The organism is Neobacillus niacini, assembly GCF_048572935.1.
Lineage (GTDB): Bacteria > Bacillota > Bacilli > Bacillales > Cytobacillaceae > Neobacillus > Neobacillus niacini.
Genome location: NZ_CP183883.1, coordinates 5,379,806 through 5,404,770, shown reverse-complemented (window position 1 = coordinate 5,404,770; position 24,965 = coordinate 5,379,806). Strand labels below are relative to the sequence as shown.

26 protein-coding genes and 1 other annotated feature are annotated in these 24,965 nt (G+C 36.5%); of the genes, 19 read left to right on the top strand and 7 right to left on the bottom strand.

The features are described from left to right. The first annotated feature begins 14 nt into the window (after positions 1 to 14). Positions 15 to 1,139: a TIGR04053 family radical SAM/SPASM domain-containing protein gene (locus ACN6MT_RS26525; protein WP_419888722.1), complete on the top strand. Its 1,125-nt coding sequence runs from the start codon at positions 15 to 17 to the stop codon at positions 1,137 to 1,139. A gap of 37 nt (positions 1,140 to 1,176) precedes the next feature. Here the strand turns inward: ACN6MT_RS26525 and ACN6MT_RS26520 are convergent, their stop codons facing one another. Next, on the bottom strand, positions 1,177 to 1,875 hold the full coding sequence (locus ACN6MT_RS26520) for a Crp/Fnr family transcriptional regulator (protein ID WP_419888721.1): 699 nt from the start codon (positions 1,873 to 1,875) through the stop codon (positions 1,177 to 1,179). Positions 1,876 to 2,127: 252 nt separating this feature from the next. Between ACN6MT_RS26520 and moaA the strand changes: the two genes are divergently transcribed. Continuing rightward, positions 2,128 to 3,144 (top strand): GTP 3',8-cyclase MoaA, encoded by a 1,017-nt coding sequence (moaA, locus tag ACN6MT_RS26515; RefSeq protein ID WP_419888720.1) that lies wholly within the window; start codon positions 2,128 to 2,130, stop codon positions 3,142 to 3,144. Positions 3,145 to 3,217: 73 nt separating this feature from the next. Here the strand turns inward: moaA and ric are convergent, their stop codons facing one another. Further along, entirely contained in the window at positions 3,218 to 3,916 is a 699-nt protein-coding gene (gene ric, locus ACN6MT_RS26510; protein ID WP_419888719.1) for an iron-sulfur cluster repair di-iron protein, read from the bottom strand. Between the two features lie 211 nt (positions 3,917 to 4,127). Here ric and glp point away from each other — a divergent pair, with 211 nt between their 5' ends. The 3 genes from glp (at position 4,128) to ACN6MT_RS26495 (ending at position 6,951) form a co-directional block, all read left to right on the top strand. Then, on the top strand, positions 4,128 to 5,393 hold the full coding sequence (glp, locus tag ACN6MT_RS26505; RefSeq protein WP_419888718.1) for a gephyrin-like molybdotransferase Glp: 1,266 nt from the start codon (positions 4,128 to 4,130) through the stop codon (positions 5,391 to 5,393). Then, positions 5,381 to 5,932 (top strand): molybdopterin-guanine dinucleotide biosynthesis protein B, encoded by a 552-nt coding sequence (gene mobB / locus ACN6MT_RS26500; protein ID WP_419888717.1) that lies wholly within the window; start codon positions 5,381 to 5,383, stop codon positions 5,930 to 5,932. The genes glp and mobB overlap by 13 nt, the downstream gene beginning before the upstream one ends. Before the next feature lie 293 nt (positions 5,933 to 6,225). Continuing rightward, on the top strand, positions 6,226 to 6,951 hold the full coding sequence (locus ACN6MT_RS26495; RefSeq protein WP_419888716.1) for a YwiC-like family protein: 726 nt from the start codon (positions 6,226 to 6,228) through the stop codon (positions 6,949 to 6,951). Between the two features lie 29 nt (positions 6,952 to 6,980). Here the strand turns inward: ACN6MT_RS26495 and ACN6MT_RS26490 are convergent, their stop codons facing one another. Continuing rightward, complete coding sequence (locus ACN6MT_RS26490; RefSeq protein WP_419888715.1) at positions 6,981 to 7,673, bottom strand: Crp/Fnr family transcriptional regulator; 693 nt, start codon at positions 7,671 to 7,673, stop codon at positions 6,981 to 6,983. 256 nt (positions 7,674 to 7,929) lie between these two features. On the opposite strand from ACN6MT_RS26490, the gene ACN6MT_RS26485 reads away from it, so the two are divergent. The 4 genes from ACN6MT_RS26485 (at position 7,930) to clpB (ending at position 12,117) form a co-directional block, all read left to right on the top strand. Further along, entirely contained in the window at positions 7,930 to 8,109 is a 180-nt protein-coding gene (locus ACN6MT_RS26485; RefSeq protein ID WP_063251430.1) for a YjzC family protein, read from the top strand. Between the two features lie 112 nt (positions 8,110 to 8,221). Next, complete coding sequence (locus ACN6MT_RS26480; RefSeq protein ID WP_419888714.1) at positions 8,222 to 8,554, top strand: transposase; 333 nt, start codon at positions 8,222 to 8,224, stop codon at positions 8,552 to 8,554. After that, positions 8,452 to 9,402 carry an IS3 family transposase gene (locus ACN6MT_RS26475; RefSeq protein WP_419956536.1) on the top strand — a complete coding sequence of 317 codons (951 nt, stop codon included), beginning with the start codon at positions 8,452 to 8,454 and terminating at the stop codon, positions 9,400 to 9,402. Before ACN6MT_RS26480 ends, ACN6MT_RS26475 begins: the two co-directional genes overlap by 103 nt. Before the next feature lie 120 nt (positions 9,403 to 9,522). After that, positions 9,523 to 12,117, top strand: a complete 2,595-nt coding sequence (clpB, locus tag ACN6MT_RS26470) for an ATP-dependent chaperone ClpB (protein WP_419888713.1) — start codon at positions 9,523 to 9,525, stop codon at positions 12,115 to 12,117. A 50-nt stretch (positions 12,118 to 12,167) separates the two neighbouring features. Here clpB and ACN6MT_RS26465 read toward each other — a convergent pair whose 3' ends face one another. Next, positions 12,168 to 12,308, bottom strand: coding sequence for a DUF2929 family protein (locus ACN6MT_RS26465; protein ID WP_419956535.1), 141 nt, complete (start codon positions 12,306 to 12,308; stop codon positions 12,168 to 12,170). 276 nt (positions 12,309 to 12,584) lie between these two features. Between ACN6MT_RS26465 and ACN6MT_RS26460 the strand changes: the two genes are divergently transcribed. Together ACN6MT_RS26460 and ACN6MT_RS26455 are read left to right on the top strand one after the other, a co-directional pair. Further along, positions 12,585 to 13,307, top strand: a complete 723-nt coding sequence (locus ACN6MT_RS26460; protein WP_419888712.1) for a hydrolase — start codon at positions 12,585 to 12,587, stop codon at positions 13,305 to 13,307. Positions 13,308 to 13,391: 84 nt separating this feature from the next. Then, positions 13,392 to 14,210 (top strand): hypothetical protein, encoded by an 819-nt coding sequence (locus ACN6MT_RS26455; RefSeq protein ID WP_419888711.1) that lies wholly within the window; start codon positions 13,392 to 13,394, stop codon positions 14,208 to 14,210. 25 nt (positions 14,211 to 14,235) lie between these two features. Here the strand turns inward: ACN6MT_RS26455 and ACN6MT_RS26450 are convergent, their stop codons facing one another. Further along, positions 14,236 to 14,460: a hypothetical protein gene (locus ACN6MT_RS26450; RefSeq protein WP_419888710.1), complete on the bottom strand. Its 225-nt coding sequence runs from the start codon at positions 14,458 to 14,460 to the stop codon at positions 14,236 to 14,238. A gap of 181 nt (positions 14,461 to 14,641) precedes the next feature. Between ACN6MT_RS26450 and ACN6MT_RS26445 the strand changes: the two genes are divergently transcribed. From ACN6MT_RS26445 to ACN6MT_RS26430, 4 genes are all read left to right on the top strand, one after another. After that, the gene (locus tag ACN6MT_RS26445) at positions 14,642 to 15,574 is read left to right on the top strand and encodes a beta-ketoacyl-ACP synthase III (protein WP_034673989.1); all 933 of its coding nucleotides are present in this window, start codon (positions 14,642 to 14,644) and stop codon (positions 15,572 to 15,574) included. A 49-nt stretch (positions 15,575 to 15,623) separates the two neighbouring features. After that, the gene (fabF, locus tag ACN6MT_RS26440) at positions 15,624 to 16,865 is read left to right on the top strand and encodes a beta-ketoacyl-ACP synthase II (protein ID WP_034673991.1); all 1,242 of its coding nucleotides are present in this window, start codon (positions 15,624 to 15,626) and stop codon (positions 16,863 to 16,865) included. Positions 16,866 to 16,980: 115 nt separating this feature from the next. After that, the gene (locus ACN6MT_RS26435; protein WP_419888709.1) at positions 16,981 to 17,787 is read left to right on the top strand and encodes a DUF2268 domain-containing protein; all 807 of its coding nucleotides are present in this window, start codon (positions 16,981 to 16,983) and stop codon (positions 17,785 to 17,787) included. Positions 17,788 to 17,895: 108 nt separating this feature from the next. Then, positions 17,896 to 18,642, top strand: coding sequence for a YjbA family protein (locus ACN6MT_RS26430; RefSeq protein WP_419888708.1), 747 nt, complete (start codon positions 17,896 to 17,898; stop codon positions 18,640 to 18,642). 42 nt (positions 18,643 to 18,684) lie between these two features. Here ACN6MT_RS26430 and trpS read toward each other — a convergent pair whose 3' ends face one another. Beyond that, a complete protein-coding gene (trpS, locus tag ACN6MT_RS26425; RefSeq protein WP_419888707.1) occupies positions 18,685 to 19,674 on the bottom strand; it encodes a tryptophan--tRNA ligase in 990 nt (329 codons plus the stop codon). Positions 19,675 to 19,730: 56 nt separating this feature from the next. Then, positions 19,731 to 19,976, bottom strand: a binding site (T-box leader). A 60-nt stretch (positions 19,977 to 20,036) separates the two neighbouring features. Continuing rightward, the gene (locus ACN6MT_RS26420; protein ID WP_419888706.1) at positions 20,037 to 20,222 is read right to left on the bottom strand and encodes a hypothetical protein; all 186 of its coding nucleotides are present in this window, start codon (positions 20,220 to 20,222) and stop codon (positions 20,037 to 20,039) included. 416 nt (positions 20,223 to 20,638) lie between these two features. Here ACN6MT_RS26420 and spxA point away from each other — a divergent pair, with 416 nt between their 5' ends. The 4 genes from spxA (at position 20,639) to ACN6MT_RS26400 (ending at position 24,906) form a co-directional block, all read left to right on the top strand. Then, on the top strand, positions 20,639 to 21,034 hold the full coding sequence (gene spxA, locus ACN6MT_RS26415; protein WP_045519743.1) for a transcriptional regulator SpxA: 396 nt from the start codon (positions 20,639 to 20,641) through the stop codon (positions 21,032 to 21,034). A 310-nt stretch (positions 21,035 to 21,344) separates the two neighbouring features. Continuing rightward, positions 21,345 to 22,019, top strand: a complete 675-nt coding sequence (gene mecA / locus ACN6MT_RS26410; RefSeq protein WP_419888705.1) for an adaptor protein MecA — start codon at positions 21,345 to 21,347, stop codon at positions 22,017 to 22,019. 70 nt (positions 22,020 to 22,089) lie between these two features. After that, positions 22,090 to 23,601 (top strand): cardiolipin synthase, encoded by a 1,512-nt coding sequence (gene cls, locus ACN6MT_RS26405; RefSeq protein WP_034674007.1) that lies wholly within the window; start codon positions 22,090 to 22,092, stop codon positions 23,599 to 23,601. A gap of 99 nt (positions 23,602 to 23,700) precedes the next feature. Then, positions 23,701 to 24,906 carry a competence protein CoiA gene (locus ACN6MT_RS26400; protein ID WP_419888704.1) on the top strand — a complete coding sequence of 402 codons (1,206 nt, stop codon included), beginning with the start codon at positions 23,701 to 23,703 and terminating at the stop codon, positions 24,904 to 24,906. The last annotated feature ends 59 nt before the right edge of the window (positions 24,907 to 24,965 follow it).

Here is a 24,965-nt window from a genome sequence, read left to right as displayed (position 1 = left end):
AGGAGGCGTTTCATATGGCTTTTGGCCGAGATTTTAATAAAGATCCATTTATCGTAATTTGGGAACTAACACGTGCGTGTCAATTAGCTTGTTTACACTGTCGTGCAGAAGCTCAATTAAGAAGAGACCCACGTGAACTATCATTTGAAGAAGGCAAGAACTTAATCGATCAAATATACGAAATGAATAATCCCATGCTGGTCTTTACAGGCGGAGACCCATTAATGAGACAAGACGTTTTTGATATTGCAAAATATGCTGTTGAAAAAGGCGTCAGGGTTTCAATGACTCCAAGCGCGACACCAAATGTTACAAAAGAAGCGATTGAAAAGGCGAAGGAAGTTGGTCTTTCCCGTTGGGCTTTTAGTATTGATGGACCAACTGCTGCCGTTCACGATCACTTCCGTGGCACTGCCGGTTCTTTTGATCTGACAATGGAGAGAATTAAATATTTACATGAACTTGAAATCCCCATTCAAATAAATACAGTTATTTCTAGATACAACATAGAATACCTTGATGAAATGGCAAAAATGGTTGAGGACTTAGGATGCGTACTCTGGAGTGTCTTTTTCCTAGTACCAACAGGAAGAGGACAAGAGTCTGATATGATTTCACCTGTTGAACACGAGAAGGTATTTAGATGGCTTTATGACCTAAGTAAACGCGTTTCTTTCGATATTAAAACAACAGCTGCACAGCATTATCGACGTGTTGTCATTCAACAGAAAATGAGAGAAGCAAAAGACCAATCAGATGAAATTAACTATTTAAGTGCATTAACAGAGCAGGGGTTAACAGGATCGATTGACGGACTTGGACGAGCACCTAAAGGTGTTAACGATGGAAATGGTTTTGTCTTCATTTCACATATAGGAGATGTATACCCAAGCGGACTATTGCCTGTCAAAGCTGGTAATGTTAGAGAGACACCACTTGCGGAAATTTATCGCGAGTCACCAATATTTAAATCACTGAGAAATCCTGACCTCTATAAAGGCAAATGCGGTGTCTGTGAATTCCGTCATGTATGCGGCGGCTCAAGGTCTAGAGCTTATGCGATGACAGGAGATTATTTGGAAAGTGAACCATTCTGTGTTTATATTCCAAAGGCGTTGCGAGAAAAACAAGTGCAATAAAAAAATGGAAGCAATCAGATCGATTGCTTCCATTTAACTATTCAATACTGCAATAGATAGCAGGACAATTTTCACATCCAATTTCATCCTTTAAATATTGCAAATCAAGAATAGTGATTTTCCCTTTTTTTATATTGATAATCTTATCTTTTTTTAATTCACTTAGGATACGGTTTGTGCTTTCACGCGAAGTGCCGCAAAAGTTTGCAAGTTCCTGGTTGGTTAATGGTATATCAATTAATATTTCATTTTCTTTTTGAATACCATAGCTATTAGACATGCGAATGAGAGTGGAAAAAAGTGCTCCTCGTTTCCCATTTAAGACGAGGTCACGGAACTTTGTCTGTGTTTTACGGAAATGGTCACTCATCCATTTCATAAACTCGAAAGCAAGCTTGCTATTTTGAAAAATTTCGCTTTCAATGACATCTTTTTTAATTGCAACGATTTCGCCTTCCTCCAATATTTTAGCACTTAATAAATATCTCGGATTGTCGGTAAAAAGCGTTAATTCTCCACAAATATCATTTTCTCCACATATTCTTAATGATAGTTCACGTCCATCGGAAGTAATTTTGCTAATTTGTACTTTACCAGAGATAATGATATAAAGTTCTTCAGCAAGCATACCTTCTTGAAATAAGAAGGTACCCCTTTCACTTTTAATTTTTCGATCGGCAAATCTGAGTAATTCTTTAATTTCTATAGAATGGGTTGGTTTCATTTTAGTCAACATGTATTCCACCTCGAAGGTTTTGTTGGTCATTAAACTTTTCAGCTATTTTCGTTAACTTTATTTTAACTTAGGTTTTCTGGTTATTACGGAGTAAACAATGACAATATAGTGAAAACTCATTTAATTACATGAAACACGTTAAAAAATTGTATAAGAAATGTTATGATAGTGAATAAAGTAACAGTTTTTTTTATTAATAGTTGGTACACTTGCATTATATTATTTGCTTTTAAAATAATGGAGTTGATATGAATGGAGAAGACCATTATTAAAGATAAATTAGAACGCCCATTACGTGATTTAAGAATCTCGGTAATTGACCGTTGTAATTTCCGTTGTCAATATTGCATGCCTGCCGATCAATTTGGTGATGATTTTGAATTTCTGCCGAAAAGTGCACTGCTGTCATATGAGGAAATTGATAGAGTAGCAAAAGCTTTTGTTAGTCTTGGTGTCGAGAAAATTCGTCTAACAGGCGGGGAACCACTGCTTCGCAGGGACCTTCCCATTTTGGTGAAAAAGTTATCAGAAATTGATGGCTTAAAAGATATCGCTTTAACAACAAACGGAGTCCTTCTTCCTAAACTCGCTGATAAATTAAAAGAGGCAGGACTAAAAAGAGTGAACATAAGCCTCGATACTTTAAATGATGAGCTATTTGGGATTATTAACGGACGAGGTGTCGGTACCCAGCCGGTTTTAGATGGGATTGAAGCAGCAAAGAAAGCTGGTCTCAGAGTCAAAATTAATATGGTTGTCAAAAAAGGCCTTAATGATTCAGAAATAATTCCAATGGCAGATTTTTGCTTGAAAAATGGATTAGAGCTCCGCTTTATTGAGTATATGGATGTAGGTTCATCTAATGGCTGGAAAATGAATGATGTCATCACAAAAAAACAAATTTATAACATGCTTAAAGAGCACTACCAGCTAGAATCTCTTGATCCAGCCTATTTTGGAGAAGTAGCAAAACTATATAATTATACGAACACAGACGTTAATGTTGGCTTTATCTCCTCAGTCTCAGAGTCTTTCTGCAGCAGCTGTACGCGCTCCCGACTTTCTGCAAATGGACAGATTTTTACTTGCTTATTTAATGGAAATGGTCATGATATCCGAAACTTTATGCGAAACGGGGCAACAGATGAAGAGCTGCGAAAGCGCATAACAGACATTTGGAATGGTCGAAATGACAGATATTCAGACGAAAGAACAGAAGAGACAGCAAAAAATCGCAAGAAAATCGAAATGTCATATATAGGCGGCTAGACCTCTCTGCTTTAAAGAGAGGTTTTTTTTCATAGAAAAGAGGCTGTTTATCCAGCCTCTTTGACAAATCTTATTAAAAATATCTAGGGAATAAGATATTATTCTCTAAATGCACATGCATAAATGTTAGTCCTTCTAAGTCCTCTAACCGCTTATATACTAAACTGTAGGTTCCGCAAGCGTCTAAAGGCAGAGTGAAATCAGAAGTTACGGCGCGGATCTGTCTTAGGATTTCACCTGCATGGTCATGTTCTTTTTCAAGTTCAACAATCATGTTAATGGCTTCTTCACGATTTTCTACCGTTCCGTCCGCAAGTTGTTTAATTAACGGAAAGACAACTGCTTCCTCTTTAGCCATATGCTCCAGTAATTCTTTTTTGAATTCATAAAATAATTCATGAACCTTTAAAAGTTCAGGATGACTGTCACCATGTACACGGGCAACCTTAGTAACATAGGGGCTAAGTAGTGACAATTCTTCTTCAGATGTACGGTGATAATGGGTAATAACATGATTAATAATCGTAGTTGAATCTGATTTAGTCCAAACTTCTAAATTTGTTTCAGCAGAACTATTTTTTTCAAATACTACTCTCAGTTCTTCCATTATTGATTCTTCATTTATTCCATTCGCGGCAATGGCCTCTGATAAAGGAATATTCCCTCCGCAGCAAAAGTCAATTCTGAATTTCTTGAACACATCACTTGTTTTTGGCAGTACATTAACGATATCTCTAACCAATGTATTTGTTGAAAAAGGGAAAGTAATCATATTTTCCTCCTAATGTTTTTATTCATTTATAGTTTAAGAATAAGGCATTCATCAAAAAAAAAGGGTGACCTGAATCACACATTTGCTATGATTTAATAATATTTGTCCTATGATGTGATGTTTGCTATATTTGAGACTATTCGATACGCTTATAATAATTAATGAATAACTATCTTTTTTATTTGATATGGTTCTGCAGGAGATGATGAAATTGTTAGAGAGAAGAAAACCGATCCCGATTGGGGAAGCAGTTAAAAAAATTTTGGAATATCAATTAAATGGCAAAACCGAATATATATCCATCGATGAAAGTTATGGCCGTTTTTTATCAGAAGACTTAATCGCTACGAGTGATGTCCCTCATTTTGATCGAGCACCTTATGACGGTTTCGCTGTCCGGTCTGTTGATACCAAGGAAGCTTCATTAAATCATCCAGTAGAATTTAAAGTGGTCGACCATATTGGTGCCGGATTGACGTCTTCTAAAATCATTAAACAATTCGAGGCAGTACGTATTATGACCGGAGCAATGATGCCTGAAGGAACTGACGCGGTGGTCATGTTTGAAGTGGCAAAAGCATATGACAAAAATGGCGAACCTTTTATGTCAATAAAACGAAGCTTTAATAAGGGTGACAATGTCTCCTATCGAGGTGAAGATGCCAAGGAGGGTGAAGTCCTAGTAAAAAAAGGAACATTGATCAACCCTGGAATTCAAGCAATGCTGGCTACTTTTGGTTACAACTTGGTTCCTGTTGCTAAAAAACCGATTATCGGGTTGTTTGCGACTGGAACAGAATTGCTGGAAGTGGATGAAGCATTAGTACCTGGTAAAATCAGAAATAGTAATTCACATATGATTGCTGCGCAAATACAGAGAACTGGGGCAATTGTTCAATATTATGGGAAACTTCCTGATGTTTTTGAAACATGTTTTACTGCAGTAAAAGCAGCTATAGAAAAAGTAGATATACTTGTTACAACGGGTGGCGTTTCGGTTGGTGATTTCGATTATTTGCCTGCCATTTATGAAAAGCTAGGCGCAGAAGTTTTATTTAATAAAGTTGCCATGAGGCCTGGAAGTGTTACTACAGTAGCTCAAATTGAAGGAAAGCTGCTATTTGGGTTATCGGGTAATCCATCTGCCTGCTATGTGGGTTTTGAATTGTTTGCACGGCCAATTATTCGAAAAATGCTTTTTTCTACGACACCTCACTTGAGAAAAGAAAAAGCGGTCCTTGAGGTTGATTTTCCCAAAGCAAACCCTTTTACAAGATTTGTCCGCAGTACTTTTTCCATAAAAGAAGGGAAATTAAGTGCAACACCGAGTGGATTAGACAAATCTAATATTATTATGAGTCTTTCTGGCGCTAATTCATTGATGATTCTTCCGGGAGGAACAAGAAGCTTTAAAGCAGGTGATGAGGTTGATATTTTGCTGCTTGAAGACCAAGCAGGCAGTGAATGGCCATGGTGAAGCCTGTAATTTTTCAAATAGTGGGTTACCAAAATAGCGGTAAAACTACTATCATCATGAAGCTTATTGAAATCTTAAAAAAAAATGATCTTAAGAGTGTTACCATCAAGCATCATGGGCATGGGGGCCGCCCAGACATTCTCTCCCAAAAGGACTCGGCTAAGCATATAAATGCAGGAGCAGTTGCTTCATTGATTGAAGGAGGGGGCAGGTTATGTTTGCAAGCAGATGAAACTGCTTTAACACTTGAAGAACAAATTAGATTTGTGGATTTTTTTCGCCCAGATATTATCTTCATTGAGGGCCATAAAATGAAATCTTATCCCAAATTACTGATTCTTAGAGATAGAAACGATCTTCCTCTCATTTCCGATGTAAGTAACATTAAGACCGTCATTGTATGGGATAAAGAGTTGATTAATGCCGTTAGGGAAAAACTTGAGGTTCCGGTGTTTCATATTACAGAGGAAATAGCGATGACGGCGATATCCAAAGAATTAAAAAAACTTGCTCATCATATTGTTGAAAAAAATTTGTAAAAGTGTCAAAAATATTATTTTTAACACTGTGGCAGAAACATATTTGCGCTATAATACAATTAGGGTTTATATGTTTGTTAATTATAAAAATATTTTTATCTAGAAATGCTCCAGTTTATTCATTTTCATCATGAATATCTGGGGCTTTTCTATTTCTTAAACTATAAAAGTGACAATTTTGTTAGAAGGTGAGTTGTCTTCTTTTATATACCACAATTTGTGATGTGTTTCACTTTTTAATTCTTTCGGCTGCGATATAGTGGAGGAAAGCAGAGGAATGAAGGAGTGGACTTATGAAGTTATTCTTACCGAAACAACATGGCGCGTGGGCAATGACAATTATCCCTTTCTGGCTTGGAGTAGTCGATGGAGGATTTTTATGGGAGCATATTCCATTTTTTATTGGCTGGATATTCCTGTACCTAGCCACCTATCCAATGCTCTTGTTATTTAAAAAGAAAAAGATCGAATTTTATAAAAAGTGGACCATGATTTATATGATACCTGCTTTATTATTTCTGCTATTTCCGCTTTTAAAAATGCCTTCTATTATCACGTTTGGATTCTTAATGGTTCCATTTTTTATTATTAATGCTTATTATACTTCAATTAATAAAGACCGTGCATTAATGAATGATTTTAGTGCAATCTTTGCCTTTTCTATCGCTGGATTGGCTAGCAGCTACCTCGGAAAGGGACTGATTTCATATGAAACAATACTCATTTTTATCGCTTCAGTGTTATTTTTTATTGGGTGTACTTTTTATGTCAAAACCATGATTAGAGAGAAAAAGAACATTCAATACAAATGGATCTCATGGGGATATCATTCATTATTGCTCATCATCAGTTTAACGTTTGGGTATTGGATCGTGGCGATAGCATTTCTGCCAAGCTTAATAAGAGCGGTGATATTTTATGGGAAAACATTATCACCAATGAAAATTGGCATATATGAAATCATCAATTCAACCCTATTCTTTGTAGTTATAATCATTCAAATCGTTTTACTAAAATAAAAAATCGGTCAAACGACCGATTTTTTATTTTAGTCTATTTTACAGATTTCTGGAGAACAGTCCTCACAATCAATTTCATTCTTTAGGTAATCCAGGTCATGAATAGTAATAGAGCCTTTATCTATGGAAATTATTTCTGATTTTCTTAAATCACTTAGCAATCGGTTTACTACCTCACGTGATGTTCCACAAAAATTAGCCAATTCTTGATTTGTTAACGGTAATTCAATCAGGATTCCTTGATTGGTTTGTATGCCGTAACTGTTTGTAATTCGAATAAGGGTGGAATATAGCGCACCTTTTTTACCATGTAGAACTAAGTCTCGAAATTTGGTTTGAGTTTTTCGATATTGCTGGCTTATCCATCTCATGAACTCAAGTGCCAGTTCATGATTTTTAGCAAGCTTCTCCTCGAGCACATCCTTCATAATAACTGCTACTTCGCCGCTTTCCGCAACCCGGGCACTTAACAAATACTTAGGTGCAGGAGAAAATAAATCAAGTTCTCCAATAAAGTCCCCTCTTGAACACATTCTTAATGTAAGTTCCCGGCCATCTGGAATAATCTTGCTTATTTGAATGATTCCACTTTGGATAATAAATAATTCATTTGCAGTGGAACCTTCTTGAAATAGAAAAGTGCCTTTTTCCATTTTCTTTATATGGTGAACCGTATCAAACAGTTGTGTTAACTTCACAGGTATTTCTTTTATTGACTGCATAAGAATAACCACCTTAAAGGGGCGAAATCAATCGCTAATTTGCTTTCCTAAATAAATGACAGTCAAGGTTTCATTTACTAGATAATACTATAATTATATTGTTAACAACGCTTATATATCAATAATTGTGACATAAGTTCATATAATCGTCAAAATATATTCCAAGCAGAGAAAGGAATTTATTTCATAATAATTCCTTTAATGTCCCTAGAGTAAATGGAAATAATAATATTGTACAGAAAAAGGAGGGACAGAAATGGGCCAAAGCCGTCAGTTTCGATCTGGACAAAAAGCACCAAATAATGGTATATATATAGAAATTGGTGATACAGAGTCAAATGTCAATAATCCAAAAAAGATAAAGCTAAAAGCAGGGGACAGGTTCCCTGAAACCTCAAATGACGAACGTGTTTGGACTTACCAGCGTAAACCTTAAATCATTTAAAAAAGTCATCCCCGTGGTGATATTATCCCCTTTAAGTAGATAGTGTAAAAAACCCAAAATATTTATTTTGGGTGTTACACTTAAACTTGGAGGGGATTTTTCAATGGCTAAAAAGGGACAAGAATTTAAGAGTTATACTGATGAATTTAAGTTACAAGCAGTTATGAAGTATATTAATGGGAATAAAAGTTATGCGGTATTAGCTAAAGAACTTGGCATTAAGAATTGTACTCAACTTAAAGTTTGGGTTAGGAAGTGGAAAAGTGGAGAACAGTTTGATACAAGAGTCGGAGCTGTTAGTCCCTTCAAAGGTAGGCCACGTACCGTATTTAAATCCGTCGAAGAAGAAAGAGATTATTTAAGAGCACAGGTGGATTATTTAAAAAAGCAGTATCCAAATCTGGTAAAGGAGGAGAGGAAATCACTCAACAAATAAAATATGAGATCATTGATGAATTAAAAGATACCCATCGTATTACATGGTTGTTAGAGGTCGCTTATGTTAAGCCAGCTAGTTACTATAAGTGGAGGGCTACACAGAATGATAGAGCAGAAAGAGCCAAACAGGATCAAGATATACGTGAACACATGATGGGGACTCATTTACTTCATCCAGAATTTGGATACCCTCGCATGACTACTTGGTTAAATGAAAATGATTATTCAATTAATCATAAAAAGGTTTACCGTCTTATGAAGGAAATGGAGATTCAAGCTATCATACGCAAGAAGAGAAAAAGACATGGACATACACCTTCGGTGATTCAACCTAATCGTCTTAATAGAAAATTCGAGGCAATAGCGCCTAATCAAAAGATGGTTACGGATATTACATACGTATCTGACGGGAAGCAATTTTATTATTTATCGGTCATTCAAGACCTTTTTAATAATGAAGTTGTAGCATGGGAGCTATCAAAAAGAAATGATCTTGAACTAGTCTTAAATACTGTCTCTCAATGGGCAAACAAAAAAGACGTAGCTGAAGCCGTTCTACACTCAGATCAAGGCTTTCAGTATACGTCTAAACTATACAACAAACGAATAGAAAAATACGGTGTAAAGGGCAGCCACTCTCGCAAAGGAAACTGCCTGGATAACGCCTGTATAGAATCCTTCTTTTCGCACCTCAAAACAGAGAAGTTGTATATAAAACAGTGTAAATCAGAAGATGAGATTAGACAAGCGATTGAAGACTACATCTACCATTATAACTACAAACGCTTTCAGAAGAAACTAAACCAACGCGCGCCAGTGGAATACCGGCACGCATTGGTTGCTTAGTTTTTTTAAGCTGTCTACTTGACAGGGGTAAGACCATGGATGGCTTTTATTTTATATTTCATTACATATACGTATATAATAAAATTAAATAGGTCAGAAAAGGTCAAGAGGTGTATAAAGGTGGATTTAAATCGTATGACAGAGCGGTTGCAAAAAGGCATAGCAGATGCACAGTCTTTAGCGATAAAAAACAATCACCAAGAGGTAGATGAACCCCATTTATTTTTAACATTACTTCGTCAAGAGGATAGTTTATTAGCTGCTATTTTAGAGAAAGCAGAAATCCAAACGGAGAGTGTTGATAGTGCATTTCAGAAAGTCCTTGATAAAAAACCACAAGTTACTGGAAGTGGTACCGAGCAAGGGAAGTTATACATTACATCTAAACTTCAACGATTTTTTGTTAGTGCCGAAGATTTTGCTTCTAAGTTTACTGATGATTTTATTTCAATTGAACATATATTATTGGCGGCTTGTTATGCAAATGATTCAGAAATGAGGAAAATACTAAAATCTAATGGGAAAACTCCGGAATATATATTAACTGCAATTAAGGAGATAAGGGGGAACCAGAGAGTGACATCACAAAATCCAGAAGCAGTTTACGATGCGCTTAAAAAATATGGAAGAGACCTTGTAGCCGAAGTTAAAGCTGGTAAACTGGACCCTGTTATTGGCAGGGATGCAGAAATTCGTCATGTTATTAGAATTCTTTCTAGAAAGACTAAAAATAATCCTGTCTTAATTGGGGAACCTGGTGTAGGAAAAACGGCGATTGTCGAGGGGCTCGCCCAGCGGATTGTTAGGAAGGACGTTCCAGAGGGGTTAAAAGATAAAACGATATTCTCATTGGACATGAGTGCATTGATTGCAGGGGCAAAGTTCAGAGGTGAATTTGAAGAAAGATTAAAGGCTGTATTGAATGAAGTGAAAAAAAGCGAAGGGCGAATATTATTATTCATTGATGAGCTGCACACCATTGTAGGAGCAGGAAAAACGGATGGGGCTATGGATGCAGGGAATATGCTGAAACCTATGCTCGCTCGTGGAGAGCTGCATTGTATTGGGGCAACAACCCTCGATGAACATCGTAAATATATTGAAAAGGACCCTGCACTTGAGCGAAGATTTCAGCAGGTACTGGTTCAAGAGCCGAATGTCGAGGATACAATTTCCATCCTACGCGGGTTAAAAGAGAGATTTGAAGTTCACCATGGAGTAAAAATTCATGATCATGCTCTCGTGGCGGCCGCAACATTATCCGACCGGTATATCACGGATCGCTTTCTTCCAGACAAAGCAATTGATTTAGTGGATGAAGCTTGTGCACTTATTCGAACTGAAATTGATTCAATGCCAACAGAACTTGACGAGGTAACACGCAGAGTTATGCAATTGGAAATTGAAGAAGCTGCCTTAAGAAAGGAACAGGATGAGGCAAGTAAAAAGAGGCTAGAGGCCCTGTTAAAAGAACTCGCCGAATTAAAAGATCAAGCGAACAGCAAGAAAGCCCAGTGGCTTCATGAAAAACAAGGAATACAGAAGTTGCAGGAGAAAAGGGAACAACTTGAGAAACTGCGAAGAGAATTACAGCAAGCCGAGGATAAATATGACTTAAACCGTGCTGCAGAGCTTCGTCATGGTCAGATCCCATTAGTTGAAAAAGAATTGAAAGAGCTTGAATCGCAAACAGCCAAAAATGAACGGCTACTTCGAGAGGAAGTTACCGGAGAAGAGATATCAAATATAGTGTCAAGGTGGACCGGTATTCCACTATCTAAGCTAGTTGAAGGGGAAAGGGAGAAACTTCTAAGATTAGAATCTCTATTGCAAGAACGAGTAATCGGGCAAAATGAAGCAGTTCAACTAGTTGCTGATGCGGTATTACGAGCACGTGCCGGAATCAAGGATCCAAAAAGACCGATAGGGTCATTCCTATTTTTAGGACCAACAGGTGTAGGAAAGACTGAACTGGCTAAAGCACTCGCCGAAGCTTTGTTTGATAGTGAAGAGCAAATGATTCGCATTGATATGTCTGAATATATGGAGAAACACGCTGTTTCTAGGTTAATTGGAGCCCCTCCTGGATATGTGGGCTATGAAGAAGGCGGGCAGCTAACAGAAGCTGTCAGAAGAAGACCCTATTCTGTTATCCTGATGGATGAAATTGAAAAAGCACATCCTGAGGTATTTAATATTCTCCTACAGGCACTTGATGATGGCAGAATTACGGACTCCCAAGGAAGAATAGTCGATTTTAAAAATACAGTCATTATCATGACCTCCAATATCGGTTCACAATTCTTATTGGAACGACATGAAAATGAAATTGAAATTTCGGAGGCAACCAAAGACAAGGTCCTAGGACAACTTAAAAGTCATTTCCGACCAGAATTTTTAAATAGAATAGATGAAACAATCCTATTTAAGCCTTTATCTTTAACCGAATTAAAGGATATTGTCGTAAAAATGATGAAGGAACTTCAAAGCAGGCTGAAGGAACAGGATATTGAAGTAACAATAACTGACAATGCGAAAGAGTTTATTGCAATAAATGGTTTTGACCCTATATATGGTGCAAGACCACTAAAGCGGTTTATTCAACGAAATATCGAGACAAAACTTGCCAGGGCCATTATTGCAGGTAATGTTCACGAACACTCCATTGTCAGCGTTACAACTGAAAACGGGGAATTAACCATCACTATTTTGTAAGAAAATAAAAAAGGTCATCCAGTTTAATGGATGACCTTTTGTCACAGTATTTAGTGTTTTTCAACAGGATCATTAGGAATGACTGCCGTTGCAATAACAATCAAAATGAAAACTCCAACAGAAACAATTGCACCTGACTGGAAGTTGAATACTCCGCCTTCAGTCATTGAACTAACTACATATGAAAGCATTTGCACTAAAACAAACACCCAAAAAAAAGTCCAAAAGTATCGCACTATCTTTCACCTCTACCCTATTATCATCTCTCATAATATTACCATATGCTATTGAAATAATAAAAGCAAAAATTCAAAACACTGGGCCGTCTACAATCGGATATGTAAAAAAAACACCAGGTTTAACAATAAAAACACCATTGTATAACTGTCCAATAGGCTATATTCCCTTTCATCTCATGTGAAATCACATACAATACTTTGAGGAAATATGTAAAAGGAGATTTAGCGATGGAGAACCGGAATTTTCAGATGGATACCGAGTGGAATATCATCCATTACCCTGAAAAGCCCACAGGTTTTGGAATTTTAATAATTGGAGATGAAAGGCATTTTGTTGATGAAAGCAAATGCTTTTGGACTCAGAATGAAGGTAGACTGGCCATAATCAATCAATTGAAAGAATCAGGATATACTATTTTTTCCTCAAATTTGTATGGGCGAAACTGGGGAAGTGACCATGCTGTAGAGCTAGCTCAAAGGCTTTATCAGCAAGTAATTAGAAGTGAAATTCTTAATAATAAAGTTCATCTAATAGCTGAGGGCATGGGGGCTCTTGTGGCTGTAAGATTAATGGAGAAAATGCAGGGGCAATTGAGGTCAGTCGTTTTATTAAATCCCATTCTTTCTTTAAAAAAACATATCGAACTTGAAAAAGAACACAAGTTTTTCTATAAAAAGCTTATGAGAGAATTAACAGCTGCCTATAAAACGGATCAAGACACACTTGAGCAAGAACTTCAAGATATGGAAGATGAAGTTCAATTGAATATGGGCATTCCAATCAAGATAATCCATGTTATGTCCAGTGGTAAATCCTATAACCAATCAAAACAGCTGCAAAAATTACTGGCTAATACGGATATTAGTCCAACATATATTGTTCCTGAAAAAAAACAACAGCTTGGAAATATGATGAAAAAGTTTTTCAATCAGTTTGAAAAGGTGCTATAAATAGCTTCCTCCCCTAGAGAGATATAATTCTTCATGTAGCCGCATAGGATTCACTAATGAAGCTTGGGGGAGGAAGGAATAGTAATGGACAAGGTCGTTATTATTGGAGTATTTGACTTTGTGAATTTTCATGTATGCAAATCATTACTTGATAAAGGGATTGTAGTAAGGGGAGTACAACTTGATACGAAAGAAAAGGAGAATATGGCAAGCGAAAAAAGACTAGAAATTGGAAGAAACGCTAACTTTGCTGAAGTTTCATTAGGGGACATAGCAAATCAATCTTCCGCGAATGAAACAATAGTACTCTCTGTATATGACCTATATATGCGATATAAGGAAGATTACTTATTAACCGATCATTTGATAAGCAATATAATTAATAAAAACAATTGGGAAAATATCGTCATTCTGGTTCCAAGTCAAATCTTAAAAAATGTGATTGATTCAAAAGCTGAAATCGTCATCGAGGATTTTTTAAAAAGGACTATATTACCGAATAAGCATAGCTATTTACTTTATTTGCCAACAGTATTTGGGCCATGGCAGCCAGAAACCTTTATATTCCAATCCTCTATTTTAACGGAATTAAATAGAGCTATGCCGTTTAAAGGACTGCGTGAGGAAACAAGTGACGCCCTATTTGTTGATGATGTGGTGAAAGCGATTATAGAGATAATGGAAATCAATCAGCCTGGAAAATACCTTCTCCAAAGTGGAAAGGACAATCAATGGGACTCATGTGCAGCCTTACTTCAATTAAGCGAACAAGATTTAAACAAGCGAATACTAGAAATAAAGGATAAAGATATTATAAGAAAAATTGTACCTAGCACCGTTCCATTATCAGTTGCGTTGACTAAACAAATTGAACATACTCACCGCTTAAATGCTGATCATTAAGAAAAGCTGCCGTAACATAGGCAGCTTATTTTTTCTTCAAAAATCCTTGTACAAAAGGATAAACCTTTTGAAATAATGGTTTTAAATTTTGGGAGGAATCCCTTAATTTACTTATGTTTTCTATTATTGATTCTATATCAAGTGAAGATGGATTGAACTGAGGACTACCATGATTGCCCCGAACACTCTCTTTTTGTTTACCAAACATCATTCTTGAAAAGCGATCATCCCGATTGCTTTCATTTCCCATCTTACTGCCTCCTCCTAATAGTGTGATTCTCCTTTAGATTATGAAGTTTATGAACAAATGGTATGGACATAAGCGGGGATGGTACATTTAAATGTTGCTTATTTATACTTTTATTTGATAAAATTAGTACCAAGTCATAATAATTACTAATAATAGATTAATCATATAAGGGGATGATTCCTTGAACGCTGGAATTGTTGGAATTGGAAGGTTTTTGCCAGAGAAGGTTGTTACAAATGCGGATTTAGAAAAAATTATGGATACATCAGATGAATGGATTCGAACACGAACAGGCATTGAAGAACGTCGTATCGCAGATGATAACACTAATACATCTGATATGGGATTTGCTGCTGCACAAAAAGCAATCCAAGATGCAGGTATCACAGCAGAGGATATCGATTTAATCTTGGTTGCAACCGTAACGCCAGATCAACCATTTCCTTCGGTTGCGTGCATGCTTCAAGAACGATTAGGTGCGAAAAAAGCTGCCGCAATGGACGTTAGTGCAGCATGTGCAGGTTTTATGTACGGTATTATTACCGGAAAGCAGTTTGTTGAATCAGGAGCTTATAAGCATGTTCTAGTAGTGGGGGTTGAAAAACTTTCAAAGATCACCGACTGGAATGACCGAAACACTGCCGTCTTATTCGGAGATGGTGCTGGCGCAGTTATCGTTGGAGAGGTTTCTGAGGGTAGAGGAATTCTTTCGTTTGAATTGGGTGCAGATGGCACGGGTGCAAAGCATTTATACCAAGATGAGTATATTATCATGAATGGACGGGAAGTATTTAAGTTTGCTGTTCGCCAGATGGGTGAAAGCTGTATTAACGTTCTTGAAAAAGCGGGGCTTACAAAAGAGGATGTAGATTTCCTTATCCCTCACCAAGCTAATATTCGTATTATGGAGGCTTCGAGACAAAGGCTTGAACTTCCAGTGGAAAAAATGTCAAAGACTGTGCATAAATACGGGAATACTTCGGCAGCATCTATTCCCATCTCTATTGTTGAGGAATTAGAGGCTGGAAGAATTAAAGACGATGACCTAATTGTAATGGTCGGTTTTGGCGGCGGTTTAACATGGGGTGCCATTGCGATTAGATGGGGTAAATAAGAGAAATAGTTAACTAATATATTGAAGTGTATTAAAGGAGATGTATTATATGGATAAGCGCAGGGTTGTGGTTACTGGTCTAGGAGCGGTTACCCCGCTTGGTAACGATGTTGAAACGACATGGAAAGGGATTATTGAAGGAAAGTCTGGAATTGGCCCTTTAACACGTGTGAATGCAGAAGAGTATCCTGCAAAAGTTGCGGCACAGATTAATGACTTTAATCCAGAAACCTTTATGGATAGAAAAGAAGCAAGAAAAATGGACCGTTTTACCCAGTATGCGGTTGCAGCAGCGCTGATGGCTGTTGAGGATGCAAAGCTAACCATTACTGACGAAAATGCCGATCGTATCGGGGTGTGGATTGGTTCCGGTATTGGTGGAATGGAAACATTTGAAGAACAATATGAAATCTTTCAGAAAAGAGGGTACCGCAGGGTAAGTCCATTCTTTGTACCGATGTTGATTCCTGATATGGCGACTGGTCAAGTTTCGATCAGACTTGGTGCAAAAGGATTTAATTCTTGTACGGTAACAGCATGTGCAACAGGAACGAACTCAATTGGTGACGCCTTTAAAGTCATTCAGCGTGGAGACGCGGATGCCATGGTTACAGGTGGAGCGGAAGCACCAATTACGAAAATGTCAGTAGCTGGTTTCTGTGCGAATACAGCTCTTTCTACGAATCCAGATCCTAAAAATGCCAGCAGGCCATTTGATAAAAACCGCGATGGATTTGTTATCGGTGAGGGAGCGGGTATCGTTGTACTTGAAGAATTAGAACACGCATTAGCACGCGGTGCAAAAATATATGCTGAGATCGTTGGCTACGGTGCAACAGGTGATGCCTATCATATAACAGCACCAGCCCCTGGTGGTGAAGGCGGCGCGCGCGCGATGAAAATGGCTATTAACGATGCCGGATTAAATATTGAAGAAATCGATTATATCAATGCACATGGAACTAGTACGGAGTATAACGATAAATTTGAGACACTCGCAGTTAAAGAAGTTTTTGGAGTCCATGCATACAATTTGGCAATGAGTTCAACTAAATCAATGACAGGTCATCTTCTAGGAGCAGCTGGTGGTGTTGAAGCAATTTTTACTGTCCTTGCGATGAAAGACAGTATTCTTCCTCCAACGATCAATTATGAAACTGCAGATCCAGAATGTGATTTAGATTATGTCCCAAATAAGGCACGTCAAAAGGAAATAAAAGCAGCAATGAGTAATTCTCTAGGCTTTGGAGGCCATAATGCAACAATAGTCTTCAAAAAATATGAAAAATAAGCAGCCTGACCAGGAAAACACCTGGTCGGCTTTTTTCTTTTATAGGACGACCAACGCGAACCACTTTGCATATCATTCATACTATGTAAAAAATGATAAGGTTTGGAGTGAGGAAATGGGCATCATTCGAACTGATAAGTGGCTGGAGGATGAGTTTGATCGTCCATTAAAAATATGCGAAAAGCTGCTCCCTGTTTTTAAGGGGCAAAGTGCTTCAAAGGTCTACAATCAATTGATAGATTTTGGGATGTACCGAGCCTCCCGGAGGACTGAGGAAATATTCAACGCTATGAAGGATAATATGGTTTGGCAAGAAGTGGAGGGGATTTTTCAGGAATATAAAAAGAAATGGGGCGGACCAGATATACCTATCTACATTTTTCCCATTGGACAAAGTAGAAGCTTCTTTTTTAGACAAGAAGATAAGGTGAAGGGTGGGGTCTCCTACCCGGACAAAATGTTTTTATTTCTTTCCGACAGCTTACCTTCAAAAGAGTTAGAAGCGCTATTTGTCCATGAATACCATCACATTTGCAGGTTAAATAAACAAACTAAAAGATTAGAAGATTATACATTGCTTGATTCAATCATTATTGAAGGACTTGCAGAATACTCTGTTTTAATTCATTGCGGGAGAAATTATTTAGCCGATTGGTGTAAGAGGTACTCAGAAGCTGAATTAGATAATCTTTGGGAAAAATTTTTACAAGGAAACTTAGACATAAAAAAGAGTGAAAAAAAACATGATGATTTATTGTATGGTTCAGGAAAAATACCAAGATTACTTGGATACGCAGTTGGTTTTAAAATTGTTGAAGATTATTATCGTAATAATGAATATTCTGCAAAACTATCCTTTACTCAACCTGCAAAGAAATATTTAATAACTGAAAACTATACAAAAAATGGCCGAAAAAAATAGGCTTTTTTTTTTATCCTCATCAAAGAGTATTTGGTTCTTAAGGAATAAATTAACTTCTGTCTGACCATACTGATTGACAAACAGTTTCTTGAAGTGAGGGGTTGTACAATGTTGTATCTTCATGATGTTTGGGTAAATTGGTTTGAAGGTGAAGAAAACGGGTATAATGTGTGCCACTTTCATGAATGGCGCAAAGATGATGGTGTAGAGCTGTTAGACCAAGCTCCTTTGTTAAAAGTAGAACCGATTCTCTTTCACTATATTGAGAACGATCTCTCAGAATTACCTCAACAGCTTCTAGATGATATTTTTCAAAAGGCATATTTAAGGAAAAACCATGAAAGGGTTCAACTTGAGTACTGCTTCGTGGTTACAGATGGGGTTGGAATTTTAGCAGTTGATACGATTGGGTATTCAATACCAATTAGAAAGAGCAGACTCATACCAAGACAGGAACAGCTTGTCTATGAAATGATTGCCAATCATGATGCAAAAAAATATCATTTTCAACAGAATACAGTGGATAAAGATTTTCATATTTTATCACCTGAACCGGAATTAATGACGGGATTAACCCGAAAAGAGCGTCAGCTAAAACAGTTGTTATTTATGGCACTTGATCAATTACATACATCTAAGAACGAAGCAGAAGTCCGTTATTGGTTTACTGAATGGTGTCCAGAGCGATACTCGGCGATTCAGGAATTGAATTTTGAGAAAGCATGGGAGCAGTTGTTTGAGGAAACGAAATACGGTTGGTCTAAAAAGCATGAAACTTTTTGTGAGAATTTAATAAAAGGTCAGCCATTTTTTGAAAAGCTATGGGAAATGGAGCATGGGCCGAAAGTAAATTAAAAAACAGGTCACGATAGTAAACACTTTCGTGACCTGTTTTCTTTATCTTCTTTTTCTGCCTAATCCCATGGCATTTTCCATTTTTTTTACGGTTTTGCTTGCGACTTGGTTTGCTTTCTCAGCGCCTTCGTCCAAAATTCTGTCTAGTTCAGTTGATTCCATTAAGTTCTTATATTTTTCTTGTATTGGTTCAAATACATCTACGACTACTTGTGCTAAATCGCCTTTGAAATCACCATAGCCTTTGCCTTCATACATTGCTTCAAGCTCAGCAATGGTCTTTTTGCCGAGAATGGAATAAATAGACAGTAAGTTAGAAATTCCTGGCTTGTTACTTTTATCAAATTTAACAATTCCTTCTGAATCTGTAACTGCGCTTTTTATCTTTTTAATAATTTGTTTTGGCTCATCTAAAGGTGTGATAAAAGCTTTATTATTTGGATCAGATTTGCTCATTTTCTTTGTTGGTTCCTGTAACGACATAATCCTTGCTCCGACTTCAGGAATTCGAATATCTGGGATGGTTAAAATCTCCCCATATTTTTTATTGAATCTTTCTGCTAAATCACGTGTTAATTCCATGTGCTGCTTCTGATCTTCACCAACCGGAACTAGATGGGTATTGTATAAAAGAATGTCTGCGGCCATTAGTGGCGGGTAGGTTAATAAACTTGCAGAAACAGCCTCCTTACCAGCTGACTTATCCTTAAATTGAGTCATTCTTTCCAATTCACCTATATAAGCAATACATTGCATCATCCAACCTGCTTGGGCATGAGCGGGAACTTCCGATTGGATAAACAAGGTTGCTTTCTTTGGATCAATCCCAACGGCAAGATAAAGTGCCGCCAAGCTGCGAATATTCTTTCGAAGCTCTAAACGATCCTGAGGAACTGTTATCGCGTGCTGGTCAACGATGCAAAAGTAGCAGTTATAGTCATTCTGCAATTCAACAAATTGCATCATTGCCCCAATATAGTTTCCAAGTGTAATGGTTCCACTTGGCTGAATACCTGAAAAAATCGTTTTCATGACCGAAATCCTCCTAATTATTTATATAAATAAAAAAACCATTCATCCCTAAAAACGATAGGGACGAATGGTTCGCGGTACCACCCTAATTACTCAAAAAGAGTCACTCAATCCAGATCTATCTAGAATGGATAGACTAGGAATCCTTTTAACGCAAGGTTAACGTCTTTTCCTACTAATCATTTTAGAAGTTCAGAAAGAAGCTCAAAAGTCCATTCGGTATTTTTCCGTGTTTGTTTTCACCAGCCACAAACTCTCTGAAACGGTTAAAAATACGTACTACTCTTTGTCATCGCTAAAGTAAATAATTTATTTATACCTATTATAAATAAATGTAAATTTGGAATCAAGTAAATGAAGGATTACTTCTTCTTCCCGCCAACACTTTTCCAGCCCGTTTGGAATCTCGCACTTTGGTCAACAAATTCAGAGCGCTTTTTTCCTCCGAAAGCCTTTTCACCAAAACCATTCGTGAGTACCCCCATAAATGCAGTAATTCCAATAATTAAAATCGCAACCATCGATAAATCAGCTATGTAGCCGGCCATGAATATACCTCCATATTTCCATTCTAAGTTATAATCAACTGCTTATAATGTTAAATCTCCTCATGTATATTTTAAAAGAACTTGGATGTTATTAAAAGAGGTAAAGTTATAAAAACATTAAAAGTTATACAAAAATGAATGCGTTTTCACCAAGTGAGGTTTAATTGAGAATATTTCCGGGTATAGAAAGAATGAAACCTTTTCAATATTTAAACGTCTAATATAATGAATAAATTTAAATAGGCTAAAAGTTTGACATTTAATTAAATTTGAAAAAGGGATACCTTTTTTAGAAACAGTGGTGTATAATTAATGATATATATTACTTATTTATAATCATTTTAATTAAAGAAACATAAATATGGATAGATTTACTATAGATTTGAATAGTAATTAAAAGAGGAGTGTGGAGACAAATGGTAACATTATACACTTCACCAAGTTGTACATCATGCCGAAAAGCAAAATCATGGTTAGAAGAACATGAAATTCCATATACCGAAAGAAATATTTTTTCTGAGCCATTATCGATTGAAGAGATTAAAGAAATCCTTCGTATGACTGAGGATGGTACAGACGAGATTATCTCTACAAGATCAAAGACTTTTCAAAAATTAGATGTTAATTTAGATACCATGCCGCTTCAGGATTTATTTGAATTAATTAAAGCTAATCCTGGTTTATTACGCCGTCCAATTATTATTGATGAAAAGCGTCTTCAGGTTGGATATAATGAGGACGAAATTCGACGTTTTTTACCTAGAAGAGTACGTACCTTCCAATTAAGAGAAGCTCAGCGTATGGTAAATTAAAACGAATGAGACTAAGCCTTCAAATCTGAAGGCTTTTTTTGCACCTCTTTTGGTTTGAGATTTCTCTGTCATTTTGTTACAATATAAGGAATATCTAATTAATAGGCAAATGAATGGTTTTTGCAATTAGGAGTAAATTTATTTCCCAATTTAATACTTTTGTCATAAAATAAAAGTACAGGGATTATAATCTTTTTTTACATTACAATAATTAATCCTTTCTACTTGGGTAAATGGGTAATTGCCAAAAAGCATTGTCTGCTGGGGGTATTTTGTCCCTTCAATAAGGAAACGGAAGGGAGAGGTAACGATGGAAATCGAACGAATTAATGAGAATACAGTAAAGTTTTACATTTCTTATGGTGATATAGAAGAACGAGGCTTCGATCGTGAAGAAATTTGGTACAATCGGGAGCGAAGTGAGGAGCTTTTCTGGGAAATGATGGATGAAGTACATCAAGAAGAAGAGTTTGTTGTCGAAGGCCCGCTGTGGATCCAAGTGCAGGCATTAGAGAAAGGGCTAGAAATTCTTGTGACAAAAGCACAGGTGTCAAAGGATGGACAAAAGTTTGAGCTGCCAATCCCAAATGAAAAATTAAAGGATCTGCCTGTTGATGGCAACATAGAAGAGATCCTGGATCACCATTTCAATCCTGGAAATCGAGATGATGATGATGATCTTTTACTCGAAGAAGAGTCGTTAGAGTTTTTAATTGCTTTCAAAGATTTTGAAGATGTCATTATGTTATCAAATCGTGGCGGACTTGATGATTTGGTTACTGTGTTGTACAACTTTGAAAATAAATATTATTTATATACTGAGTTTCCAGAAGATTTATTTGAAGAAGATGAAATTGATGATATTCTAAGTATTCTGCTTGAATATGGTTATGAAACACAACTCACTATTCATCGAATCCATGAGTATGGGAAAAAGATAATTTCTGAGAATGTTTTTGCTGAAATAAGAAAACATTTTAAATAAACGTGCCGATTTCGATTTTTGAAATCGGTATTTTTTACATAGGTATAAAAACTTTTTGAGGGTGATGAGACTGAAAAACACAGTAAGGGTTGTATTGTTTGTACTGGTTCTATCCATACTTATGTTTTTCTTTAAGGAGTATTTACAGGTTGGAATATTTGGTTTTTTGAGCCTATTGATAACGCTTTCTGTTATTTTTATTGCATTCGTCATATTTTTAGAGAATCGACACCCGACACAAACCATTACCTGGCTGGTGGTATTGGGTAGCTTTCCACTAGTGGGTTTCTTTTTCTATTTACTTTTCGGAAGAAATTACCGAAAGGAGAAAATGTATCGGAAGAAGTATTTTCTCGACAAACAAGCTTTCTTGACTGTGGAGGGTGAAGATGACCCGAGAAGTGAAGAAAAACTTGGATTAATGGCCGAGCACCAAGCTAGGCTATTTACGTTGGCGCAAAAATTGGGGAATAGTCCAATTTCCTTTGACACCGCAACGAAGGTACTAACGAACGGGAAGGAAACCTTTCATCACATCCTTGAGCAATTGAATAGAGCCAGACATCATATACATATGGAATATTATATTGTAAGAGATGATGAAATTGGACGAGAGATAAAGAAAATTTTAATTGAAAAGGCTGCACAAGGGGTAAAGGTAAGATTCTTGTATGACGCAGTGGGTTCTTGGAGATTATCCAAAAGATTTATTAATGATTTAAAAAATGCAGGGATTGAAACAGTTTGTTTTGGTCCTGTTAAGCTGCCGTTTTTAAATAATAAATTTAATTTCAGAAATCACCGTAAAATTATTGTGATTGATGGAATGATTGGGTTTGTAGGCGGGCTAAATATTGGTGATGAATATTTAGGAAGAAATGACACTTATGGCTTTTGGCGGGACACCCACTTAATGTTGCGAGGAGAAGCTGTAAGATCGCTGCAATTAATCTTTTTACAAGATTGGTATTACATGACGAATCACAGCTTCTTAACTGCCGAATATTTGTCTCCGCAAATAGATGAAAAAAATCATGGCGGCGTTCAATTAATTGCTGGCGGTCCGGACAATGAATGGAGTGTAATTAAGAATATCTTTTTCTCGATGATTACTTCGGCAAAGGAATCTGTTTGGATTGCCTCACCATACTTTATTCCGGATGAAGATATATTTTCAGCGATAAAAGTAGCTGCGCTTTCCGGCATTGATGTAAGATTACTTGTTCCTAATCGCCCTGATAAACGAATCGTCTTTCATGCTTCTAGATCTTACTTTCCTGAGCTTTTAGAAGCTGGTGTAAAGGTCTATGAATATGAACGCGGGTTTATGCATAGTAAAATCGTTATTGTTGACCATGAGCTCGCTTCTATTGGAACTTCTAATATGGATATGCGCAGTTTTCATTTAAATTTTGAGGTAAATGCTTTCTTATTTCGTACCAAAAGCACTCAGAAACTTGTGGCGGAGTATATTAATGATCTAGAATATGCGAAACAGCTTGAATTAACATCTTTTAGAAAAAGACATATCGGATTACGGTTGATTGAATCTACTGCTAGGTTACTATCACCGCTGCTATAAGTTCACAAACTCGTCAAATTGGCGGGTTTTCTTTTTTTATAAAAAAGGATTTCCAATTAGATAACACGAATGTAAGAAAGAAAAGGAGGTTGATAACCATTGCTGACGGCACAAACACATTCAGGTACCATTTTTAGCTTAGGTAAGGAGTATAACAAGGAGACACTCATGTTTATACGAAAAAATGAAAAATTTTTTTGTCCAGCTTGTGGGGAGCGAGTTTCACTTAAGCTGGGGACTCAAAGAATTTACCACTTTGCACACCGAAGCGGAACGGTTTGCAGGGAATTCTATGAAGGAGAAACGATTTATCATATGAAAGGAAAACTGCAGCTTTATCAGTGGCTGGAAAGACAAAGAATTCCTGTAGAATTAGAATATTATGATTCTATAATTAAACAGCGCCCTGATATTTTATTCCTTTACGATGGTAAGAAATACGCATTAGAATATCAATGTTCACCAATTACAGAAGAAATATTTAAGAAGCGAACAGAGGCCTATCGCCAACAAAATTACATTCCTCTTTGGATCCAAGGCAGTAAGCATCTGAAAACCAAAAGGAATAGTGTCTTCTCTTTATCAAACTTTGATTATTTCTTTTTTAGAAAAACAGAGGAGAGCCAATTGATACTGCCTTCTTATTGCCCCGAAGAAAAACAATTTAAAATCCTCAGTTCGGTCTATCCTTATTCTATAAAAAATGCAGTCGCCAACATCACCTATCATTCCCTCGAAAATACTAAATTGGAAGAAGTTTTAGCACCGCAAATAAATAATTATTTCAGCTTCGCGAAATGGTCAAAGGAGATGGAGAGATTCACATTAAATTGGTCACTCCATCCGAGTCCCGAGCTCCATCGATTTCTTCGTGAAATCTATATTCATAACCTCAACTTATATTTGCTTCCCCCAGAAATTGGTTTACCTGTTCGTCATTCTTTATTCATTCAAACACCTGCAATTATTTGGCAAACCTATTTATTTTTAGATGTATTGCTAAATAAAACACTTTATGAGCTTGTTAATTTAAAGGAAGTTGAAAGAAATTACAGTAAGAGAATCATGAATAATGAGATTATCATCAGGAATATTCCACAAATAACGAATGAAAAGTCTTTTCATGCTGTGAAAGAGTATTTATTTCAACTAGAAAAACTCGGAATTCTTATAAAAAAAACTGAAACGGTCTTTCAACTTCAAACTAAAATCTCCGTTCCAAAATCTAATCGGGAAAAGGAGGAACGAAGGAATGAATTTCATCAAAAATATAAGACCATCCTAGAAACTATAAATGAAATATAACTTTAGGGCATAATATAATGGGTAAAACTAAAAAAATAAAGGAAAAACAATAAAAAAGG

What these genes read in the sequence shown, in the direction of transcription:
- ACN6MT_RS26525 (WP_419888722.1), top strand. Translation starts at nt 15, where the DNA reads ATGGCTTTTGGCCGAGATTTTAATAAAGATCCATTTATCGTAATTTGG.
- ACN6MT_RS26465 (WP_419956535.1), bottom strand. Translation starts at nt 12,308, where the DNA reads ATGCTTTCATATGTAGTTAGTTCAATGACTGAAGGCGGAGTATTCAAC.
- ACN6MT_RS26435 (WP_419888709.1), top strand. Translation starts at nt 16,981, where the DNA reads ATGGGCATCATTCGAACTGATAAGTGGCTGGAGGATGAGTTTGATCGT.
- moaA (WP_419888720.1), top strand. Translation starts at nt 2,128, where the DNA reads ATGGAGAAGACCATTATTAAAGATAAATTAGAACGCCCATTACGTGAT.
- ACN6MT_RS26450 (WP_419888710.1), bottom strand. Translation starts at nt 14,460, where the DNA reads ATGGGAAATGAAAGCAATCGGGATGATCGCTTTTCAAGAATGATGTTT.
- fabF (WP_034673991.1), top strand. Translation starts at nt 15,624, where the DNA reads ATGGATAAGCGCAGGGTTGTGGTTACTGGTCTAGGAGCGGTTACCCCG.
- ACN6MT_RS26495 (WP_419888716.1), top strand. Translation starts at nt 6,226, where the DNA reads ATGAAGTTATTCTTACCGAAACAACATGGCGCGTGGGCAATGACAATT.
- ACN6MT_RS26420 (WP_419888706.1), bottom strand. Translation starts at nt 20,222, where the DNA reads ATGGCCGGCTACATAGCTGATTTATCGATGGTTGCGATTTTAATTATT.
- ACN6MT_RS26460 (WP_419888712.1), top strand. Translation starts at nt 12,585, where the DNA reads ATGGAGAACCGGAATTTTCAGATGGATACCGAGTGGAATATCATCCAT.
- trpS (WP_419888707.1), bottom strand. Translation starts at nt 19,674, where the DNA reads ATGAAAACGATTTTTTCAGGTATTCAGCCAAGTGGAACCATTACACTT.
- mecA (WP_419888705.1), top strand. Translation starts at nt 21,345, where the DNA reads ATGGAAATCGAACGAATTAATGAGAATACAGTAAAGTTTTACATTTCT.
- ACN6MT_RS26490 (WP_419888715.1), bottom strand. Translation starts at nt 7,673, where the DNA reads ATGCAGTCAATAAAAGAAATACCTGTGAAGTTAACACAACTGTTTGAT.
- spxA (WP_045519743.1), top strand. Translation starts at nt 20,639, where the DNA reads ATGGTAACATTATACACTTCACCAAGTTGTACATCATGCCGAAAAGCA.
- ACN6MT_RS26520 (WP_419888721.1), bottom strand. Translation starts at nt 1,875, where the DNA reads ATGTTGACTAAAATGAAACCAACCCATTCTATAGAAATTAAAGAATTA.
- ACN6MT_RS26480 (WP_419888714.1), top strand. Translation starts at nt 8,222, where the DNA reads ATGGCTAAAAAGGGACAAGAATTTAAGAGTTATACTGATGAATTTAAG.
- ACN6MT_RS26485 (WP_063251430.1), top strand. Translation starts at nt 7,930, where the DNA reads ATGGGCCAAAGCCGTCAGTTTCGATCTGGACAAAAAGCACCAAATAAT.
- ACN6MT_RS26430 (WP_419888708.1), top strand. Translation starts at nt 17,896, where the DNA reads ATGTTGTATCTTCATGATGTTTGGGTAAATTGGTTTGAAGGTGAAGAA.
- mobB (WP_419888717.1), top strand. Translation starts at nt 5,381, where the DNA reads ATGGCCATGGTGAAGCCTGTAATTTTTCAAATAGTGGGTTACCAAAAT.
- ric (WP_419888719.1), bottom strand. Translation starts at nt 3,916, where the DNA reads ATGATTACTTTCCCTTTTTCAACAAATACATTGGTTAGAGATATCGTT.
- ACN6MT_RS26455 (WP_419888711.1), top strand. Translation starts at nt 13,392, where the DNA reads ATGGACAAGGTCGTTATTATTGGAGTATTTGACTTTGTGAATTTTCAT.